Below are 20394 nucleotides of genomic sequence, written 5' to 3'. Positions count from 1 at the left end.
AGGATGCTTTGTTGTCTGAGGGATGGGTGCTCATCAACGGCACGGATAGGCACTTTGGGTTTTGTAAGCGAGGGGCTTAGCATCAGTGCTCATTTCCGGAGATAGCCAGCGAGTCGCGGTCGGAATGACCTTCGATGCTGCAAGTATTTCTGCTTGTAAGAGGCATACGGCGGAGTGACAAGCGTTGCCCGGCTGTGCGGCGGGCGCGGCACTGGGAACGGGGTGTGGGGCATCGGCCATTGGTGCGGCCACGAGTGCGGCGCTGACGCCGTATGTGGCGAGCGCAATCACGGGTGGCAATGCGAATCTGACATTACGAATCAAAGTAGTCCGAATTTGTCAGGTGCGGTAGAAGGGGGGCGGCTGGATTAGGGGGATGGGCCAAGGCTGTTTTACCTTCACCGTAGGCAACATGGTCAACCAAGCTATCCAAAGTATCGCTGGCCCGTTCCAAAGTGCTGTTCAGAAGGCTTCGGGCCATTGAGGTGCATGATGAAAGTGGATTCGCGGAGAGTTACTGTCCGCTACGTAAAGGCATACCTGTCGTTGCTGGCGATGATCTGCTTTTTTGCTGTTATATCCCTGGCGAAAGGGGCGGGTTGGAAGCCACTTTTAATTCCATTGCCATTGTTCTTTCTGTTATTTGTAGGGATTACGTATCAATTGGTTAAGGATATACGGACAATCAGGCGAGAAAGCTTACCTGATCAATAACTACATTTAACGCTCACTCCCGGAGTCAGCGAACTCGGAATTGGAACAGCGGACCGGTGGGATCCACAAACAACACTCTAAGTCTTTTTTAGGCGACCGCTAGTAGTGGGGCGCCATGACATGGCTAACGTTACTGAACTCTGCCAATACGAGGTATTGCCAAAAACGGTGCAGCTATGACGACGTGCAGTGGGAGTGTATTGAAGGATCGTAGAATTTACGAAAATTAGAAGATGAGTACAACGAAGCTTGTTAGCACTACGAATCCTGGTGCGACCTCGTCGGGCATTGCGGTGGACATCACGGCAGCCGGCGGCCTCACGGCCGGCCGTGTGCAGCTGATCGTCACCGATCAGGGCGCGGGCGTGCACAACGCTGGGACGCTCTACGCCACGGCAGGCGATGCGATCGTGCAGGCCAACGGCGACATCACGACGTCCAGCGGTTCCATCACCGCGGCGAATGACGTGTCGCTGACGGCGGCCGGCGCGCTCAGCATGGTGAATACGAAGGTCCAGGCCAACGACAACGTCTCGATGACGACCGGCGGCGCAATGTCGCTCGCCGATGGCCAGGTCTTCGCCGGTGACGATGTGAGCCTGACGGCCACCGGCGCGCTCTCGGCGCAGGGCATGCAGGTTGGGGCGACGAACAACACAACACTTTCTGCGGCCAGCATTGCGATCACCGACGACGCCACCGGTCCGTCGCAGATCACCGCCAATAACGCGCTCTCGCTGACCGCGACGGGCGACATCAGCAATTCCGGCAGTGAGCTGCAGGCCGGGCTGATCTCGTCCAGCGGCACGGCAAGCGGCGGCAACCTGACGCTGAATGCCGGCGGCAGCATCACGAACCGCTCGGACGCAACGAACCTCGGCATTCTCTTCGCTGCGAACGGCGCGGCGACGCTGACCGCCGAGGGCGACATCACCAACGACAACGCGCGCATCCTGGCCAACGGCGCGGTGACGCTCGCCGCCCAGGGCGACGTGAACAACGTCATCGATCACACGGGCGGCGTCGATGGCGGCGCGCCGGTCGCGTACTCCTACGAAGGCGGGCGGTTCCTGTTTTTCCAGCATACGACGAGCGGCTTCAACATCGACTACGACACGATCACCGAACCGGACCAGCTCGCGTATATCGCCTCGACGGCGGGTGATGTCTCGATCTCCGGGCGCAACGTCACGGATTCGGGCGGCATCATCCAGTCCGATGACGGCGACGTCACGATCAACGCACAGCAGGCCTTCAACAATGCCGCGGTGTTTGCCGGCCAGGCGAGCTATTCCGAGAGCTGCTTCATCTTCTGCCACGGCAGCGCGTCGAGCGACGTAACACCCTACGGCGGCACGATCCAGTCGGGGCAGAACGTCTCGATCACGGCGGGCACGAGCGCGACCAATGCCGGTGGCAACGTCTACGCACTGGGCGACCTCAGCGTGAATGCACCGGTCACGTACGCCACCGGCGTCCCCGGCTATTCGGCGATCAACCAGGACCGCGGCTTCAAGGCGTTTTTCGGCAGCACGTGGGCGCAGATCATCGCGACCGACATCGGAGGCGGCTTTACCGCCGACGGCCTCGTGACGCTCACCGGCGACGCGATCATCAACGGCGGCTACATTTCGGGCGGGAAGGGGACGAACGCGACGGGCGGCATCACGACGGTGAGCGCACCGTCGACTACGCCGGTACAGATCGGCCAGCACCTGGGGCTGACGACGTGGTGGTGGTTCTGATGCGCAGGATCGTTTCCCTGGTTGCCTACGCCTTGCCGTTTGCGCTGCTCATTCTGGTCTTGCTGGCCGGATTCGCACTCACGTGCAGTGCTTTCGCGCAGACGCCGCCGCCGGTTGCGCCCCCTGCTGCGGGGCGCCCCGTCCAGGATCCCGGCCTGCAGTTGATCGACCAGCAGCGGGCCGCCGCCCGGCAGCAGCAACTGGTCCAGCCGCCCGCGCAGGTCAGCGTCGCCCCGCAGGGCAATCAGAACACGCTCGACATCCCGCTGGATACGCCGGTTGACCAGATTGCCGAAACGGGGCCGACCTTTCGCGTGGAGCACATCGTGCTCGCCGGTCCGAAGGGCGAGCCGGTCACGAAGACCGCCGTGCCGAAAGCGAGGCTCGATGCAATCGTCGCGGCGTTTGACGGTCACGAGCTGGGCTCGCGCCGGGTGAATGTGCTGCTCAGACGGATCACCGACGCGTACGTTTCGGCGGGGTACGTCACCACGCGCGCGCTGCTGGGTCCGCAGAACCTCGCCTCCGGCACCCTGACGGTCACAATCGAGGTAGGGCGCATCGAAGCCTTTACCGTCAACGGCAAACCGGTCCATCGCCTGGCGACGAACGAGCGCTCGGCGGGCGGCGGGTGGTTGACCGACGCCGGCTACGAAAACGCGTTCCCCCCGGATCCGGGCGACCCGCTGCGCCTGTCGGACATCGACCAGGGCGTCGCGCAGATCAACCGCATGCGGCGCAACCAGGCGAGTGTCCAGATCCTGCCGGGTCAGACAGTGGGCGACTCGGTGGTGGCCATCAGCAATACGCCCGGCGACCGTGTCTACGGCACGCTCGGCGTGGATAGCTACGGTGCACAGTCGACCGGCGTGACGCGTTACCGGGCAGGCCTTGAGACCGATAACCTGATCGGCCTGCAGGAAGTGCTCAGCCTGAACTATATCGATAGCCTGGAGAGCAACGCGCTCGTCGGTTCGTTTGCAGTTCCCTGGGGGCGCAATACGTTCAGCTACACGCTGTCGGACTCGGAATACCAGCAACTGATCGGTACGACGGCGCTCGAATACGGCCGCACGCTCAGCCATATCTTCGGGTGGAACTACCAGCTCGGGCGCACGGCGTCGGACCTCACCGCGCTTGATGCGACGCTGTCGTGGATGCGTACCGACCGCTCGGTCAACGACATCGACCTCGACCCGCAACGCCTCGCGGTGCTGCGCGTCGGCGGCAACTGGCTGCACCGCTTCGTGCTCAACGATGCCCAGGGCAGCGTCACACTTGACGCGGGGATTTCGGAGGGTCTGCCCTGGCTGGGAGCCGATCACGACGCAGCAGGTATCCCGAGCGACGACGCGCACAGCCAGTTCACGAAGGTGGACGCAACGACCACGTTCACCGTACCGCTGCCAAAGCTGGGCGCCGCGGCGCTCATGTATCGCGGTGCGGTCGGCGGCCAGTTCACGAACGTGGCGCTGTACGGGACGGAGCAGTTGTACCTGGGCGGCATGGACACCATCCGGGGCTTCCGTTCGGGCGATCTGGCGGGCGACCGGGGCATCTACTCGCGCAACGAACTGGCGTGGGTCAACGTGCCGGTGTGGCACGACGCGCGGATCGAGCCTTACCTGTTCCTCGACGCCGGCAAGGCGAGCCTCGTGGCGACACCGGGATTTCCCGCGCTCGTGGGCGTGGGCACGGGCCTGCGCGCGCAATGGCAATGGCACAGCCAGCAGTTCTCGGGCGAGGCGCTCGTCGGGCGGCAACTGTGCCGGCCGGCGGAGATTGGTCCGCGCGCGACGCTTGTGCTCGGCACTTTCAACTGGGCATTCTAGTTTTTTGCTTCTTCCATCAAGGGGTGTTCATGTTTCAGATTGACAGAAGCCGACGATCGAGTGGCTGTTGCAACGTAACGACGAGCTGGTGGGCAGCTTGCCGACGTTCCGCTACGTCGAGGCTTGGGTCCACGGGCGATTTAAACCCAGGGTCGACGGGGCGGCCGCTCAGGAGGGTAACGTAGGCGGCTCCGTCACGTCCCAGCCCTCTTGCCTCGCGACTTCCGCAAGGGCGTCCTCGAACATCCGGACCGCCCGGTTGGCAGTATCACCCAGGTACCGGTGAAGCAGCGCATCGGCGGGTGAACAGGACAGGCATTCGTCGCTGTAGCGCTCGAAGGCCGACAACTGCATCACCAGTTCCGAGAGATGCCTGGGGCATTCGCAGGCAATCGTAGTGGACAGGTGCACGATTCGCGCAAGCGTGGCGTCGTCAAAACGCCGCTGCGAACGCAGCCAGAGGCCGCGATGCAGCGAACCGTCTGGATTGCGCTGCTGTAGCGAGGCGGAGAATTCGGCGAGCAGTTCGTCGGTGTGCAGCAGGGCATCCGGGCGCTTCTTCAATGTCATGCCCTGAAGGGCGGCCAACTCCACTGCCTGCCGTGTTCCGAAGGGAAATACCACCATGACGGCGCTGGCGTCGATATGCGCGGCTGCTTCGGCAATCCGCTCGACCGTTTCCGCGTGCAGCGACGCCACGCGCACAATCAACCCGTGCGCGCGGACGGGCTCGCCCTTTTCCAGCAGGGCGTCCACCGAGTCGAACCGCTTCGTCACATGGCCTTTGAGCGTCACAGAGCCTAGCCCCACCGCGACGATCGAGGTCTCGGCGTCGCCGGGTTCGGGTGCCACCGCGCCCGTGTCTCTCACTGGACTCTCGAGCAAGGCTTCGAGCGCCGGTTCCTCGAGGCGCGCGATCGATCCGATCGCATGCCCGCGGCCCACCAGCGCCTTGAGCAGCCGCAGGCGATGCACATCTTCGTCGGAGTAGAGGCGCTGGCCGGACGCGCTGGTCGGCGGGGAGATCACGCTGTAGCGTTGCTCCCAGATTCGCAGGGTTGCAGCCGGCATGCGTGCGAGCTTTGCTGCCTCACCGCTGCGATACCTTCGACTTGCTGGGGTCTGTTTGTTCACCGCAGCTTTCCCCTCGATTTAAATATGAACTTTGCCTGCAGAGACACGCCCGGGACAACGGCGTTTAACCGATGCTCAGTCGTCCGTCAGCAACTTCAGCGCTAGCAGGTGGGTGTTTCTGGCAACTATCGATAGCCTCTTCTCCCCGATCCCGTGTCGCGATCCCGCTCCGATCGAGGGTGAAATTCCCGTTGCCGGTCGGTTTGCTTGCGGCCATTGTTCTTACACAAGTCAATCACGCGAAGGGGAGTGGTCGCGTTGCTTCGGCAGCGGCCCCTCTTCGTCTGTGATACGCGCGAGCGCGGATTCGAACAGCGCGAGTGCGCGGTTTGCTACGTCACCAAGATTGCGGTGTAGCAATGCGTGCTCGACTGAGCGCGATTCGCACTCGTCGCTGTACTTCTCGAATGCGTAGAGTTTCATGATGAGTTCAACTAAGTGACGAGGGCACTCGCACGAAACAATCGATGATCTTCCGGCCAGCTCGAAAAGCGTCCAGTCTTCAAAGCGGCGCGACGCACGTAACCAAAGACCCTCCTGAGAGGCGGGGCGCCAGGACTGCGCTACGTTGGCTAACTCTTTGAGTACATACTGCAATTCGATGTGGCTGTCGGGCTCACGGTAGAGTCGCACCCCGGATAGTCGTAGCATCCGGAGGGCCTGGTCGGCGCCAAAACCGTAGGTCACCGCGATTTCTCTTGCCTGACACGCTTGACCCAGACTCAGAATTTGTGAAGCTACGTCTTCGTACAGCGACGTAGCTGCGATCAGTACGACATCCACTGGCTCAATGGAGCGGTGAGAGGTGACCTCTTCCAGATTCGCAAAGCGCTTAACATTGACCACTCCGGCGCCCGGGAGGTCAACATCGTCCGCTTCGAGACGCTGTACGAGCGCTTCGCCGATAACCCAGAGCGTGATGCCCAAAGGCAGCGGCGTCGAACCGGAGGCCAATTCTGCGAGTTCCTTCTCAGAACGCCCGAGTGCGAGGTGTTCGAGTTCCGACTGGTCAAGCTTCGCAATCGTGCCGATCGGATGACCGCGCTGCACGAGCCGCTTGAGCAGCGATAGCCTGCAAACGTCATCCTCCGAATACAGACGTTGCCCCGAGTCACTTTTCGGGGGAGCCACGACACCATAGCGGCGCTCCCAAATACGTAGTGTGGCGACGGGGATCTTTGCCAACCGCGCCGCTACGCTGCTCCGGAAACGCCTCTGATTCTTGTCATCCATAGTCAATGGACTGCAGCCTCCTTTCCAATCTGTAATTCAATCATAGTCTGCCTTGGAGTATTAGTGAATCAGCCAAAGGCAGCGGGGCGCACACGGGCGGCCAGCGGGTCTTCTAGCCTGTCGGTTGAGCAATCGATCCAAAGCCGGACAAAAAAATCACTGGTAACGCTGAGGAACCTATAGCAAGAGAGGCATCGATGAAACGCTAGAGCAGTCAAGGCGCTGCCTTCTTGCCGGCGGAGTACTTCAATCGGTTTGAGGAATACTTGTTCGATCCGCGGGCCGCCATTCCCCTACTCAGTCCTGACATGGAGTTCGCGACCCAATCATCAGCTAAAAGTCACGTATGGTTGATTTTCTGCCAATCCGGGATGGTGCTCAAGCTGTCTCAAATAAGTTGACAAACTTATAAGGGAAACTATTTTTCAAATGAACGATAGTTAGGATCGCAAATGTTACTGAATATGGAGTCACTCCTAACTCACTGTCTTCGAAGGCATTCTTCTTGTCTTACGATAAATGTTATGGAAACTGTGTTCAATGATGACTCAATTTCTTTCGAATTTGATATTTTCGAATCATCAAATGTTACATGGATATGAGTCAATGCAAACTCAATTTCTTTCAAACTCATTTGAATTTGACGAGATGTGAACTCTAATTCAAGTTGGTGTATTTAAGTGTTGACATTATAAATGTCAAGGATTGCTAAAATCATTTTATCGGACTGGTCAAATTGAAATGAATGATGCATATTTATTCGGGTTTTCTTTTTTAGAAAAAATGTTGCGAAAAGGGCCAACACGATGGTGCGTGTTGGATCTAGATTTGAGAAGTTTTTTCCTCCCCTTCGTGCTGCAAAAGACGAACTTATCCTTCGAATGAGAATTTAGAGGTGTACGCGGGTGCTGGACAGGCTTTCTGCCAAAGGTGCTACATGGGAACGCTGGAAGACCTGCCTTCGCTGAAGATCGCTGAAGCGGTAGTCGATGCGATGTACGAAGGGCGCGTCAAGTTCGCGACGGAACCGGTCTGCAGCGTTGAGGGCACGGGGGCGGGGTTGTTGTACTGGGAGTGCCTGGCACGAGTGTCCGATAAATGCGGACGTATTCTTCGGGCGAGCGAATTCGTACCTGCTCTGGAGGCCATTGGGCTAATCCGCCAACTAGACAGGTACGTGGTGAGACGTGCAATTGCGCTATTGCGCGCGAACCCATGCCTGTGTCTGGGTGTAAATGTCTCCGGTGCGAGTGCAGTGTTGGACGTGGTGTGGGAAGCAATGTTTGTTGACCTTGCGACTACGCCAGACGCGGCGAGTCGACTAATCGTCGAGATCACCGAGACGGAGGCGCTGGAGCGCGGTGGGGGGCGACAATTTGGCGACGCGCTCAGAAAAGCGGGTTGCCGTTTAGCCGTCGACGACTACGGAGTCGGGTTTGGGATCGAAACGGCAATTGAAGTGGGCGACCCCGACATCGTAAAGATAGATGCCTCTTTCCTTGCAGGAATACGAACTGGCGTTTTCGAGGTTCGGCGACTGGCCGAGATGGTTTCACTTGCCTCAGAAATCTCCAGCTACGTGGTAGTGGAGGGCGTAGAGAATGAATCGGATCTCGAGTTGGCCAAGGAGGCTGGCGCGAGGTGGGTTCAGGGATTTTTCTTTGCGGAAGGTCAGCGCTTTTGGTGAGGAGGGCATTTGTTGAGGAACCTCGTGCGGGTCTGGATGAAGAATTGACGTATCCGTAAGAGTTGACGGGGCAAGATTTATTAAAACTAAAATAATAAGTATTACTAATATCTTGCGATAAATTGGTGGATCTGCACGTTTTTAATTTGATTGATGTCCTTGTCTATTGATCGGAAATTTTGATGAGGGTTGATCGAGTAAAAGTACGGAAAAGATGGGTGAGTTGAAAAATGAATAAATCATACAAAACGATCTGGAATGAAGCTCTGGGATCATGGGTGGCGGCTTCGGAAATCAGTTCTGCGCGTGGTAAGCGCAACAAAGCGGCGGTGGTCGTTCATATCGCGGTCGTCGGATTGATGGGTGGCGTAGGAGCAAATTTGGCCTATGCGCAGTATGACGCCGGCGGCGGTTCTGCCACCGGCCTGAATTCCATCGCGATTGCAGGTAATGCGGGAACGGCAACGGCTTCGACAGCGACTGCATCAGGCGATACTTCGATTGCGATCGGATCAGGATCTAGCGTCGGTGCCGGGTCTGTGTCGTCGACTGCAATTGGGACGGGCGCATCGATTGGCCCAAACACGACTAATGCAATAGCATTGGGTACAGGTGCGTCCGTTACAACCAATGGGTCGATAGCGATCGGCGATGGCGCCGGCGCTACCGGAACTGCAGGGGATATCAATTCCATTGCGATTGGCACGAACGCACAGGCATATGGACAGGGTGTTGCGCTGGGTGTGGGCGCCATCGCCGATCAGACCACCAGTACGCAGAGCAATAGTGGTATTGCCATCGGCAGCAATGCTCACACGACCAACGCGTCGATTCAAGGCATTGCGATCGGAAGCGGCGCGCTGGTTGACGGTGTGTCGAATCTGACGGACGGTGGCATAGCATTGGGTGCAAGCGCGACGGCGTTGGGTTCCTTTGCAACGGCAGAGGGTTATGCTGCAAGTGCATCTGGAACGAACTCGATCGCCTTTGGAACAAACGCGACGTCCAACTCGGACAACGCGATTGCTTTGGGCGATAACGCTTCGTCGACCGGAACCGGATCCGTGGCGCTTGGCCCTAATACCGTTTCAGTCAGCGGGGTTGCCCTGGGTCACCAGGCCACGGCTGCCGGGACTGGGTCCGTGGCGCTTGGTCCGACTGCCACTGCATCGAATGCCCTCGACGTGGCGCTGGGCTACGGTTCGGTTACGACGACGGCAGTGGGTACGAGTTCGGCCACGGTTGGCGGCGTGACTTATGGCGGCTTCGCCGGAGCGACGCCGACCTCCACCGTGAGCGTGGGTACGCCGGGCAAGGAAAGGACGATTACCAATGTGGCTGCGGGGCAGATCACGGCGACCAGCACCGACGCCATCAACGGTTCGGAGCTCTACGCGGTCGCCAGTACCACCAATGCGAACATTGCTTCGCTGTCGACGTCGGCGTCGACGGGGATCAGTTCGCTGTCCACCGGTTTGAGCACGACCAACAGCAATGTGACTTCGCTGTCGACGTCGGCGTCGACGGGAATCAGCTCGCTGTCCACCGGTCTGAGCACGACGAACAGCAATGTGGCTTCGCTGTCGACATCGGCGTCGACAGGAATCAGTTCGTTGTCCACCGGCCTGAGCACGACGAACAGCAATGTGACTTCGCTGTCGACGTCGGCGTCGACGGGGATTAGTTCGTTGTCTACCGGCCTTAGCACGACGAACAGCAACGTGGCTTCGCTGTCGACGTCGGCGTCGACGGGGATTAGTTCGTTGTCCACCGGCCTGAGCACGACGAACAGCAATGTGGCTTCGCTGTCGACATCGGCGTCGACCGGGATCAGTTCGCTGTCCACCGGCTTGAGCACGACGAACAGCAACGTGGCTTCGCTGTCGACGTCGGCGTCGACGGGAATCAGTTCGTTGTCCACCGGCTTGAGCACGACGAACAGCAACGTGACTTCGCTGTCGACGTCGGCGTCGACGGGGATCAGTTCGTTGTCCACCGGCCTGAGCACGACGAACAGCAATGTGGTTTCGCTGTCGACGTCGGCGTCGACGGGAATCAGTTCGTTGTCCACCGGTCTGAGCACGACGAACAGCAATGTGGTTTCGCTGTCGACGTCGGCGTCGACGGGGATCAGTTCGCTGTCCACCGGCCTTAGCACGACCAGCAGCAACGTGGCTTCACTGTCCACCGGCCTGAGCACGACCAATAGCAGTGTCGCTTCGCTGTCGACTTCGACCTCCACTGCGATTAGTGCTGCTACGACGCATTACTACAGCGTCAACGACAACGGCACCCAGCAAGGGAACTACGCCAATAATGGCGCGACAGGGATCAATGCGATAGCTGCGGGCACCAACGCGACTGCGGCGGGTGCAAGTAGCGTGGCGGTAGGCAACGGTGCTAACGCCAATTCGGATGGTGCGGTGGCGGTCGGCCAGAATGCAATGGCGACGGGGGGACAAGCGGTTTCTGTCGGCGCCGGCAATACGGCAAGCGGCAATGGTGCTGTGGCGATCGGGGATCCGAACGTGGCGACAGGTACCGGCGCCGTAGCAATGGGTAACGCTAACTCCGCGATCGGCGCCGGGGCGGTCGCACTCGGAAACGCTAACTCTGCAACGGGTCAAGGTGCCGTGGCGTTTGGCAACGCATCGACAGCCGCAGCAGCAGGGGCGATCGCCATTGGTTCGAGCGCCGTGGCGAACAACACAAACGACGTGGCGCTGGGATCCGGGGCAGTCACTGCCGCACCTAATCCAACGTCAACGGGGACGATCGGGGGCGTGACGTACAACTACGCTGGAACGACGCCGACCAGCGTGGTTAGCGTGGGCGCATCCGGCTCGGAACGTCAGATCACGAACGTCGCGGCCGGTCGAGTGACCGCGACCAGTACGGATGCGGTCAATGGCTCGCAACTGTTTGCAACGGATGAGGCAATCGACAAACTGGCCGCCAACCTGAGTTTGAGCGGAGTTGTCGGTAACTCAAACGTTGTCGCAACGTCGAACAACTGGATAACCGGCAATGCGTCCAATTATTCGTCGCCTGGCGCAAGCGGTCAGAATTCGCTTGCAGGTGGCAGCGGTGCGGCGGCGACCGGCAACAACAGCACAGCGTTGGGCAGTGGTGCCATAGCTTCCGCACAGGGCGCTACAGTGGTTGGTGCCAATGCGTTGGTGTCCGGAGCCAACGGTGTCGCGATCGGACCGGGCGCTTCGGCCAGCGGGGCGAATTCGGTTGCGTTGGGTGCCGGTTCGGTAGCCGCCGCCCCGAATACTGTGTCAGTCGGCGCACCGGGCAGCGAGCGCACTATCAGTAATGTCGCGCCTGGTGTCAATCCGACCGACGCGGTCAATATGTCGCAATTGAGCGCCGTGCAGACGAGCGTGAATGGTGTGGCGCGTACGGCTTACTCGGGCATCGCAGCGGCCACCGCATTGTCGATGATTCCTGAGGTCGATGCCGGAAAGACGATTGCAGTGGGCATCGGTGGCGGCTCATACCAGGGCTACAGCGCAGTGGCGCTCGGCTTCACTGCGCGGCTGACGGACAACATAAAGCTACGAGGTGGGGTGAGCGGAGGGGCTGCCGGATATACCTACGGGGTTGGCATGGGCTATCAATGGTAAGTCATTGCTGACCGCCGCCGGATTCAGTCGGGTCCGGCGGCCGCGACTTTAGACTCATTTCCGGTCCGACCGGAGCGAAGTGAATAAAAAAGAGGTAAATCATGTTCAACGCGAGATTAGGCATTCCGCTGGCGGTAGCGGCACTTGCCGGCTGCACGGCTGCATCGGGCCCCACTCATACCAACTACGCAGTGACATTGCCGGATGGCGGGTCGGCCCATCGGGTAACGTGTTACGGCCTACTCGAGAATTCCAATACCTGCGTCAAAGAAGCCGAATCAATCTGCAAGGATCAACCGGTCAGGTTGTTGCAGGGTGAGGCATTGTCAGGTAGCACCTCTGGCGGTCGGCCGGATGACCGGAACATTCTGTTTGAGTGCGGCGACCGCACTCCGCAGCCCGCGTCTGTGCCCACGTCGGTTCCCGCAGTAACACTTCCGCCCACTGTGATTGTTCTTAGCGGGGACGCGTACTTCGACACCGCGCAAGCCACTCTCACGCCTCTCGCGCGAGTCGAACTCGACCGTTTGATTGAAGAGGCTAAAGGTGTGTCGATCAATTCTGTTGCAGTCTACGGTTACACCGATTCGGTGGGTTCTGCTGACTATAACCAGGCTCTGTCCGAGCGGCGGGCGGCGGCGGTTGCAACTTACCTGAATGACCATGGGCTGATGGCAAAAAAATTCGCTCACGTCGGGTATGGGAAAGAGCATCCGATCGACACCAATGCGACTCCCGAGGGGCGTGCGCGGAATCGCCGGGTCGAGGTGTTTCTTGATCTCGACAAGAGCTAAAAAATTCCCCGATGGTGCCGATTGTGAGAGGTAGGTGATTACGTATGGAGGTCGGTTGATTGTGGTCCTTGCTGACACGAACTCCAGAAAGTAGGAATCCATACCATGACTCGATTGGAAATGAAGAAGTGGCCGGTCAAGGTGATGCGCTGCAATCGCAGCATCGTTGTCGCTGCGCTTTTTGGGTTCTACGTCCAGTTGGCGCCAGGACAGTCGAACTCACTGTTGCCGGATTCCACGGCGCAACCTGCCCCCACTGTATTGGCCAAGGCAGCTGGTGTGGTTGGGATCCAGAGGTGTTACCGGGCGGTCGATCAGGTTTCAAGTCGGCTATTTGAACACGCGCAGCGCGCGGATGTCGTGCTCGACTGGGACCGTGGCAACCCGGATCGCGAACCGTTTTTCTCTTTGTCTGGACTGGAGTACGGGAATACCTCAGCTGTCGTATCGCTTACCACGGTTCCGGGGTCTACCGGCGGCTGCACAATTCTGGCGGAGCGTATATCGAGTGAGCCAATATCCTGCAAAGAAGTTGCCCGCTCGGAGCTAAGAGGTTATCAGGGAACCGTGCTTGTGAAGGCCATTTCCGTCTACACAGCACCTGGTCGGCCTCGTGAAACGGTCACGCTCGTCGATACTCCGCCGGCCTGTCTCATCATCCGTCGGCAGGTTCAGTTTCGGTGGGGCGAAGGGCAATAAAGGAAGCGCGCGGTGGAAACAGCGAAAGGCAGTCGTTCAAGATATGGACGCGGGGGTGCGGCCAATGGGAGACCCGCGGGTTTGCGCTTGATTGCCGGCGTCACGGAGGCGATGGTGTCGAGCCACACCGGCTATAGCCGTGCCGCGCTTTCCTGGCTGCTCCCTCTCCGTGCCTGTTTAACGTATAGATTTAGGTTCACATTGTGAAGCTCAATTTTTCGCTTGAACGAATCGCCAGGCGGACCCGCCTATCGATTGCTGCTCGCGTTGCCGCAACATGGATGGTCGCTGGCGCGATGGCTTGCGGGTCGACGCACACACTCGCGCAACAGGGCACGTCGGCCGACGAACTGCTAAACGATGCCAACCAGGTCTTGCAACAGCTCGACGCCAACCACTATGCGGCGCTCTGGCAAGATGCCGCGCCGTTCGTCAAGGCGAGCGTGCCACAGGAGCGCTTCGCGCGCGAGATGCAGCAAACGCGGCAGTCTGTGGGTGCCGTGACCCGGCGTGGCTGGGCTTCGATTACACGGATCCAGTACAGCGGCGCGAAAGGAATTCCCGATGGTCTTTACGCGAATGTCGACTTCTCTACCCTGGCGAACGGTCGTAAGGTGTTCGAAATGCTGAGCTTCCGCCTGGGAGACGATAGCCGGTGGCACCTGACCGGCTACGTCACGCGCCAAACGCAGAATCCGGGTGAGTCCGAGGGGCGGATTGCGACACCGTGAGCGGACTGTGCGTTGGCATAACGGTCGGCCTGCGTCACGAGGCCGAAACGCTAAAGGTCATCGAAGCCATTGAGAATCACGACGCCTATGCGGCTCTATTCGACGACTTGCCAGCGCGGGCTGTTCGCCAGCGGATCTGAGTTCCAGCTTAGTACTCGTTTTATGTTCGGAAGGATTTCGACCGATGACCTTGCAATTCTCTCCCCAGACTCGATTCGAAAGAATTCAGCAGAGTCTCACAAATGGGGAGTCCGTGAGCGCTGCCAAGGAGATCGAGGCATGGCAAGCACTGCAGCCCAAGGACGCCGGTGCCTTGACGGCAAAAGCTCACCTGCTGAGGCTGCGCGGTCGCTACAGCGAGGCTTTAACGACGCTTGAGCGCTCGCTATCAGTCACCACTGAATTTGCTCCGACGCACATCGAACTGGCGCGCCTCGCGGCGCGAGAAGGTGAATTCGAACGCGCGAATGCATGCTATGAACGCGCCTTCCAAAATTCGCCGCAGACCGCTTACTCATCTAAATCTTCCGAGTGGCTTGATACATGGATCGAGCTTCTGCTGCAACTCGGCCTTCATGCGCGTGCCGTGGAGGTCGCTACCGGATGGTGCGAAGCTCGGCAGGATTTGGCTCGGGCGTGGTTTCTGCTGGGGCTGGCACACCATAAGAATTCGTCGCTACAAGCCGCGCTCGCAGCATATCAAAGGGCGTTGGCAATCGACGCCGGCAACGCCATGCTGCACAGCAATCTGTCGGCACTCCACTATCAGATGCAGGATGATCGCGCTTCGCTGCGTTTCGCCCAGCAGGCGTTGCGGCTCGACCCCGACAATGCTCTGGCCTGGACCAATGCGAGCAATGCATGGCTGCGTCTGCGCGATCCAGAGAGTGCACTGCTTACGGCCGAACGAGCCTGTGCCCTGGCTCCGGGCTACTTCGTCGCGCTGCTTGCGCTGAGCAGCGCCCTCAAGGAGCTGCAACGCTGGGATGAGGCGCAGGCCGCCGTCGCACGGGCTGCGCAGGCGGCGCCGAGGAACCCCAAAGCCTTGTGGGCCGGGGCGATGCTGCAGCTTCGAAGAGGCGACTACGCCAATGGTTTTGTTAATCACGAGGCGCGCTGGGCCGGTTCGCCGGAGCTGGAGCATATCTCCTTCCTGACTCCGCAGACGCGTTGGCAAGGCGAGGATCTGCATGGCAAGGTGCTGCTCATATGGGGCGAACAAGGCTTGGGTGACGCGATCCAATTCGTGCGCTTCGTTAGCGTCATTGCGGAACATATGCGGGCAGTTGGTGGCACGTTGATTTACTGCTGCTTTCGAAAACTCATGCCGCTCTTCGAACGCAGTTTTGCCGCACATGAAATTACTTTTGTACCGCATGATGCAACCGAAATTCCGGCATTCGATTTCGATCTTCCGATTGGCAGCCTGCCACTGCGACTCGGCGTGACGCTGGACACGCTCCCGGCACCATCACGTTACCTCGAAGCGGACCCCATCCGCGTAAGGCGATGGGGCTCGAAGCTGTCGGGCGACACGGCGTTCAAGGTTGGGCTCGTCTGGAGTGGCAGTCGCTCGCACCAGCGTAATCCACTGCGTTCGATATCGCCATCGTTGTACGCGCAAGCATTGGGTGGGATTCCCGGTACCCTGTTTTACAGCCTGCAGATCGACGGTGCGGAGGACACAAAAGCGATTGCCGACGGGGGTGTCGAACTGATCGACCATACGGCATCGCTCGATTCGTTCGACGAAACGGCGGCTTTGATTTGCAATCTCGATTTGGTCATTACTGTATGCACATCGGTTGCGCATCTATCCGGCGCGTTGGGTGTACGTACCTGGCTGCTTCTGGACGTTAACCCACATTGGGTCTGGATGCTTGAACGACCTGATAGTCCGTGGTATCCGTCGGTGACACTGTACCGGCAGGAGCACTACCAAGACTGGTCCACAGTACTTCGGCGGCTTCGCCGCGACCTTGCCGACCTCGTTGCGCGATAAGTGAAGGCGGTGCTACTCATCGACTGCGGGGACCGGTGTGGCATGCCGCCGGGGGTGATGTCGCGGAGTTGGTTTGAGTCTGCGCCGTATGTCGAGCAGAGACGTGATGGATGAGGTGAACGTAGTCATCGAGATGGCCGGTGGGTGAGTCACCAGTGGGAAAATGCACAGAACTATGTCTGCTATGAAGCGCTCTATGGTGGATACCCGCTGGTCCGTAATTCGCATTTGATTGAAAACTGCGGCTACCGCTATCACGAATTTGATTGCGAGAAAGGCGCGATATTAATGAATCAGACCTTCGCCGGGCACGACCAGAATCTGGCCGTATATCGCGCTGATGCCAATATATTCCTGTGACATGTCGACGAAGTGATGCTGTGTGCGTCACTCCATAAAAACTGGTAGTCAAATAGGCTTTCCGATAGTGGTGTCTGATTTGCCAGGAATGTGCCCCTTACTTTATAGGCACACCAATCTGTTTGATCGATCCGGCGGTGGACTCCCAGTCTACAGAATGCAGAATTGCTTGCGGTTCGGAGTCAAGGCGGATCTGGAGGCAGCAGGTTTTGAACGGGTTCACTTGCTAACTCCATGCGGTATCCGTGCGTATAAACAGCACGTAGACGCAAACCATTTTCCGGACCAAGGCGAAGCTTCGTACGCAAGCGGTGAATATGCGTGTCGAGACTACGCGACACCCAGCTCGGTTCGCGGCCCCATATCCTGGCAATGAGCGTATCGCGCGGAATTACGCGTTCCATGTTGCGAAATAAGAGGACAGCAAGGTCAAACTCCTTAGGGGTTAAGTCGAGAAATTCATTGTCCAGAAGGATGATCCGCCTGCCTGGATCGATGCGGTATCGACCTAACTCCAGAGGCTTTTCATCTTGCTCGGCGTCGGGATATGCTCTACGCAGCAGTGATTTCACGCGCGCCGTTAGCTCCCGTGTCCGGATCGGTTTGATCATATAGTCGTCTGCACCAGCGTTCAGCGCGAGCACCAATTCATCCTCATGCGTTCGCTGGGTGATGAATAGCACAGGCAGTTCACGTCCAATTCTGTGCCTGACCCAACCCAGAACGTCGAGGCCGGAGATGTCGGAGACATGCCAGTCGAGCAATAGCAGGTCGACTACGGAATTTTCCAGATAGCGAATCGCTTGCGTTCCCCGCTGAAAAGACCGAACTTCGTGCCCGTCGTCCCGTAGTGTCAGCTGCAGAAATTCTGCTTCACTACGACTCTCTTCGAGCAAAAGAATTTTCGCCAAATCGTGTTCCTCGTCCATTACATAGTCACTTCAAAGTTGTAGCTCTAAGCTGAAGCGACTTGTTTTTTACATGCTGAATTAAATATGATGGACGCCACCGGTTTTAATCAGATGAATTGATTGAATGCAAAATATCGAGCTTGGGGATGAACTTTGTGGTTATGTTTAACATTAAAGCATTTGCATGGGAAATTGATTAAAGTTTGCAAAAATTGACAATTATTTTCAGAATTAAATTCCATATCAAAAAAGGCTTGACGGAATGGTTGGAAGAGCTGGGAAAGGTTGAGGCGAATCGGGTCGAAACAGAAAAAATGGAGTGTGATTGAGGGTGGAAATTTAATGTAATATATCGTCATATTTTGAGATTTTTCGAATAAAAATTATTGACTTTGAGTGGAGGTTTTAAATAAATTTGATGAAGCTTTTGTAGTGAGTCGAGTGGATGAAGGCGGTGAGAATGGATGCGGTATGAACAAGCATGAACGTTGGCGAAGACGACGAAGTGCCGGCCTGCCAGTGTTTCAGGAGGGCGCCCATAGTCGCGTGCCAATCACCTGAGGCGACTCAGCCACCCGAAGTTGTGTTCGATCATCCAGCGGCGCGGCAGCGGTACGCAGCCTTTTTCGCCTCGCGCAGTTTGATGACCTGTAACTCCATGCCTTCGTCGCGTGCGGCTTGCGCAGCCGTGTCGCCGGGATGGTCTTGGTCAGCAAAGGCGGGTTTCACCGTCTGACTAGTGACGTGCTGAACCTGACGCGTAGGCTCGCCCACCTGTGCGCGCCACTGCTCGTTGGCGGGGGTAATGTGTACCGAGAGCAGCAGGCCCAGCGTGTCGAAGGTCATATGAACTTTGCTTGCGCTTGTGACGGTCGTAGCCCGCTCGCGCATGTTGCTTGCAACGTGCGTCCATCCAGAATCACCGCATTGGACTGTGCCCCTAGCGTTCCTGTGCTACACGCAGTGCCGAACGCGAATCGTTGACGATCGCCTCAAAACAACCCGCGTTGAGCCAACCTGGTTTTTGTTCTTAGACCACCCCTCACGGCGGGAAGTTAGTCAGCAGCATGCGCTACGACGCACCGGCTCGCGCCATCCACGGAAGTACATTGAACATTTCGTCCAGTTCATATCGGCGCTACAGCGCGTCTTCGTGTGGCATGTCATGAGGTTCCGGTAGTGCCTGATTCTTCACCGACTCGACAGACTATGTTGCTGGAGCAACGAAAATAATTCAGCCAGCATAGTAGTTCACGAAAGTTGATAAACGGTGCAAGACGTTTGACTTATCGTTTTCTTCGCCAGTACCCGTTACTGGTGTCATGTCTGTACCAACCCCTTAGGCCCGTTCCTTTCTCTCTGGAACGGGCCGCTTTTTATGTGATGAGCGCATGGTTTCGTCCGCGAGGATCACAGCGGATTTCTGTTCGACAGGTTGCGTTACGGCATTTCCAGCGGCGTTATTGGCGAGCGTGTCAGGAGTTGACGGACCGTAAGGCTCGCGAATCGGCAAGTCACACCAGGACTCTTGCCGCGTTTCGTCAAATCAGAGCGCCAGTGTTCGCACGTTGCTCCTCGCGGATGACCACGTATGGCCACGCCACGAACCGGATATTTTTGGGCTCATGCTTGTAGACATGAAAAGGGAGCATGTAGGGATTACCCGCGCCGCAAGGCAATGACTCCGCAGGCCAGGTCGCCTTTAGCTGTCTTTCGTCGCAGACGATGATCGCTTCATATAGCCGCATATCAAGCCGCGATGGGTGCGCTCAGAATGTTAACAATAGTCATGTCGCTTGTCGCGACGTGCACGCATTGCGCTTCATTTCCGTTAAGCCTGCAGCAGCTCGAAGGAGGGTTGCTCGACCATTCAGGAGATCGACATGATTCGCATCGCAAGGATTCTGGCCGCGACGGCCGTTACGCTCACCGTTCTCACACCGGCGATCGCCAACGCTAACCCCCACCGCGTGTGTCACTTCGACCATCACCACCATCGTGTGTGTCACTGGGTCAAGTGAGCTTGCCTGGTACGCATTCGGCAAATGATCCGTCCCAATTCCCAATGAGTGCATCCATCATGAAAAAATCAGTTTTCTTTACGGCACTCGCCGTCGGCCTGTGTGTTTCGTTGAGCAGCTTTGCCCAGGTTCCGGCCAGCGCGCCGGCAGGCACCACCGGTCTGTGCAAGGACGGCTCGTTTAGCAACAGCGCAAGCAAGAAGGGCGCGTGTAAGGGGCACAAGGGAGTAAAGACGTGGTACGGGGCTGCCGCGAGCAGCGCCGCCACGGCTAGCGCTCCGGTCGCCGCAGCCCCGGTAAAGCAGGCTACAGCGGCGTCCGTGGCTAGCGCCGCCGCGGCGCCGGCCGGCGGCCCTGGCCAGGTGTGGGTCAACACCAAATCCAGCGTCTATCACTGCCAGGGTGACGAGTTCTACGGTAAGACGAAGCAAGGCCAGTATATGTCGGAAGCCGCGGCCAAGGCTGCCGGCGATCATCCGGCACGCGGCAAGGCCTGCTCGTAAGCGATCTCGTTGATCTGGTTTGGCGTTGTGGTGGGGCGGGAGGGTAGTTTCGTCCCGCCGCCCAGCGATTGCTGGTAGATGGTCTTCGATTGATATCGCCGCGGCTAAACGGGTAAACGAACGGCGCGGACATTGACCAGACAATCTCCCGTTCGAGGGCGATCGACCGCGCGAGCCCATCCAGCCCAGGGAACAGCGACGCGTTTGTGAGGTTCATCCGGTAGAGCCATTTCATCGCTTCGACCCGCATGGTTGCCGGAATGACAATCTTGTGCAGCAATTCCTCCTCCGCATCGTAACCATCGAGAATGTCCTTGAGCGACTTGTCGATAATGCCTGGCACCACAAGTCTTCATCGAGTATCCCGCAAACGCATCGATTCCCGTGTCCCGCCTG

The 20394-nt window shown here is 58.3% G+C and carries 13 protein-coding genes and 3 pseudogenes; 12 read left to right on the top strand and 4 right to left on the bottom strand.

The features are described 5' to 3' along the window. Positions 1–947 precede the first annotated feature (947 nt). A complete protein-coding gene (locus U5760_RS03925; RefSeq protein WP_322009722.1) occupies positions 948–2459 on the top strand; it encodes a hypothetical protein in 1512 nt (503 codons plus the stop codon). Continuing rightward, positions 2459–4291 (top strand): ShlB/FhaC/HecB family hemolysin secretion/activation protein, encoded by a 1833-nt coding sequence (locus U5760_RS03920; protein WP_322009721.1) that lies wholly within the window; start codon positions 2459–2461, stop codon positions 4289–4291. The genes U5760_RS03925 and U5760_RS03920 overlap by 1 nt, the downstream gene beginning before the upstream one ends. A 168-nt stretch (positions 4292–4459) precedes the next feature. On the opposite strand, the gene U5760_RS03915 is transcribed toward U5760_RS03920, so the two are convergent. Next, positions 4460–5425, bottom strand: a complete 966-nt coding sequence (locus U5760_RS03915; protein ID WP_322009720.1) for a MerR family transcriptional regulator — start codon at positions 5423–5425, stop codon at positions 4460–4462. Between the two features lie 231 nt (positions 5426–5656). Continuing rightward, positions 5657–6658 carry a MerR family transcriptional regulator gene (locus U5760_RS03910; protein ID WP_322009719.1) on the bottom strand — a complete coding sequence of 334 codons (1002 nt, stop codon included), beginning with the start codon at positions 6656–6658 and terminating at the stop codon, positions 5657–5659. Positions 6659–7595: 937 nt separating this feature from the next. Between U5760_RS03910 and U5760_RS03905 the strand changes: the two genes are divergently transcribed. From U5760_RS03905 to U5760_RS03875, 8 genes and pseudogenes are all read left to right on the top strand, one after another. Next, positions 7596–8345 carry an EAL domain-containing protein gene (locus tag U5760_RS03905; protein ID WP_322009718.1) on the top strand — a complete coding sequence of 250 codons (750 nt, stop codon included), beginning with the start codon at positions 7596–7598 and terminating at the stop codon, positions 8343–8345. A gap of 230 nt (positions 8346–8575) precedes the next feature. Beyond that, positions 8576–8995 (top strand): annotated as a pseudogene (locus U5760_RS31615) (ESPR domain-containing protein); the annotation flags it as partial. Positions 8996–9115: 120 nt separating this feature from the next. Then, positions 9116–11977 (top strand): annotated as a pseudogene (locus U5760_RS03900) (YadA-like family protein); the annotation flags it as partial. Positions 11978–12078: 101 nt separating this feature from the next. Continuing rightward, on the top strand, positions 12079–12771 hold the full coding sequence (locus U5760_RS03895) for an OmpA family protein (protein ID WP_322009716.1): 693 nt from the start codon (positions 12079–12081) through the stop codon (positions 12769–12771). Between the two features lie 105 nt (positions 12772–12876). Continuing rightward, positions 12877–13470, top strand: a complete 594-nt coding sequence (locus U5760_RS03890) for a hypothetical protein (RefSeq protein ID WP_322009715.1) — start codon at positions 12877–12879, stop codon at positions 13468–13470. A 281-nt stretch (positions 13471–13751) separates the two neighbouring features. Then, positions 13752–14201, top strand: coding sequence for a DUF4019 domain-containing protein (locus U5760_RS03885; protein WP_322010028.1), 450 nt, complete (start codon positions 13752–13754; stop codon positions 14199–14201). 184 nt (positions 14202–14385) lie between these two features. Continuing rightward, entirely contained in the window at positions 14386–16203 is a 1818-nt protein-coding gene (locus U5760_RS03880) for a tetratricopeptide repeat protein (RefSeq protein WP_322009714.1), read from the top strand. Between the two features lie 144 nt (positions 16204–16347). Then, on the top strand, positions 16348–16563 hold the full coding sequence (locus tag U5760_RS03875; RefSeq protein WP_322009713.1) for a DUF2827 family protein: 216 nt from the start codon (positions 16348–16350) through the stop codon (positions 16561–16563). A 182-nt stretch (positions 16564–16745) separates the two neighbouring features. On the opposite strand, the gene U5760_RS03870 is transcribed toward U5760_RS03875, so the two are convergent. Next, positions 16746–17492, bottom strand: coding sequence for a response regulator transcription factor (locus tag U5760_RS03870; protein WP_322009712.1), 747 nt, complete (start codon positions 17490–17492; stop codon positions 16746–16748). 387 nt (positions 17493–17879) lie between these two features. Then, positions 17880–18612 (bottom strand): annotated as a pseudogene (locus tag U5760_RS03865) (transposase); the annotation flags it as partial. A gap of 745 nt (positions 18613–19357) precedes the next feature. Here U5760_RS03865 and U5760_RS03860 point away from each other — a divergent pair. Both U5760_RS03860 and U5760_RS03855 read left to right on the top strand, forming a co-directional pair. Beyond that, positions 19358–19495 (top strand): HHHH-motif protein, encoded by a 138-nt coding sequence (locus U5760_RS03860; RefSeq protein WP_322009710.1) that lies wholly within the window; start codon positions 19358–19360, stop codon positions 19493–19495. A 59-nt stretch (positions 19496–19554) separates the two neighbouring features. Then, positions 19555–19998 (top strand): DUF3761 domain-containing protein, encoded by a 444-nt coding sequence (locus U5760_RS03855; RefSeq protein WP_322010026.1) that lies wholly within the window; start codon positions 19555–19557, stop codon positions 19996–19998. The last annotated feature ends 396 nt before the right edge of the window (positions 19999–20394 follow it).

It is taken from the genome of Paraburkholderia sp. J12 (assembly GCF_905220215.1).
Classification (GTDB): Bacteria; Pseudomonadota; Gammaproteobacteria; order Burkholderiales; family Burkholderiaceae; genus Paraburkholderia.
The sequence above is the reverse complement of the archived record's forward strand: the minus strand, read 5'-3'. Positions and strand labels throughout refer to the sequence as shown.

Coding starts and splice junctions, on each gene's coding strand:
- U5760_RS03925 (WP_322009722.1), top strand. CDS start 948: ATGAGTACAACGAAGCTTGTTAGCACTACGAATCCTGGTGCGACCTCG.
- U5760_RS03920 (WP_322009721.1), top strand. CDS start 2,459: ATGCGCAGGATCGTTTCCCTGGTTGCCTACGCCTTGCCGTTTGCGCTG.
- U5760_RS03910 (WP_322009719.1), bottom strand. CDS start 6,658: ATGGATGACAAGAATCAGAGGCGTTTCCGGAGCAGCGTAGCGGCGCGG.
- U5760_RS03905 (WP_322009718.1), top strand. CDS start 7,596: ATGGGAACGCTGGAAGACCTGCCTTCGCTGAAGATCGCTGAAGCGGTA.
- U5760_RS03895 (WP_322009716.1), top strand. CDS start 12,079: ATGTTCAACGCGAGATTAGGCATTCCGCTGGCGGTAGCGGCACTTGCC.
- U5760_RS03890 (WP_322009715.1), top strand. CDS start 12,877: ATGACTCGATTGGAAATGAAGAAGTGGCCGGTCAAGGTGATGCGCTGC.
- U5760_RS03885 (WP_322010028.1), top strand. CDS start 13,752: ATGGTCGCTGGCGCGATGGCTTGCGGGTCGACGCACACACTCGCGCAA.
- U5760_RS03880 (WP_322009714.1), top strand. CDS start 14,386: ATGACCTTGCAATTCTCTCCCCAGACTCGATTCGAAAGAATTCAGCAG.
- U5760_RS03870 (WP_322009712.1), bottom strand. CDS start 17,492: ATGGACGAGGAACACGATTTGGCGAAAATTCTTTTGCTCGAAGAGAGT.
- U5760_RS03860 (WP_322009710.1), top strand. CDS start 19,358: ATGATTCGCATCGCAAGGATTCTGGCCGCGACGGCCGTTACGCTCACC.
- U5760_RS03855 (WP_322010026.1), top strand. CDS start 19,555: ATGAAAAAATCAGTTTTCTTTACGGCACTCGCCGTCGGCCTGTGTGTT.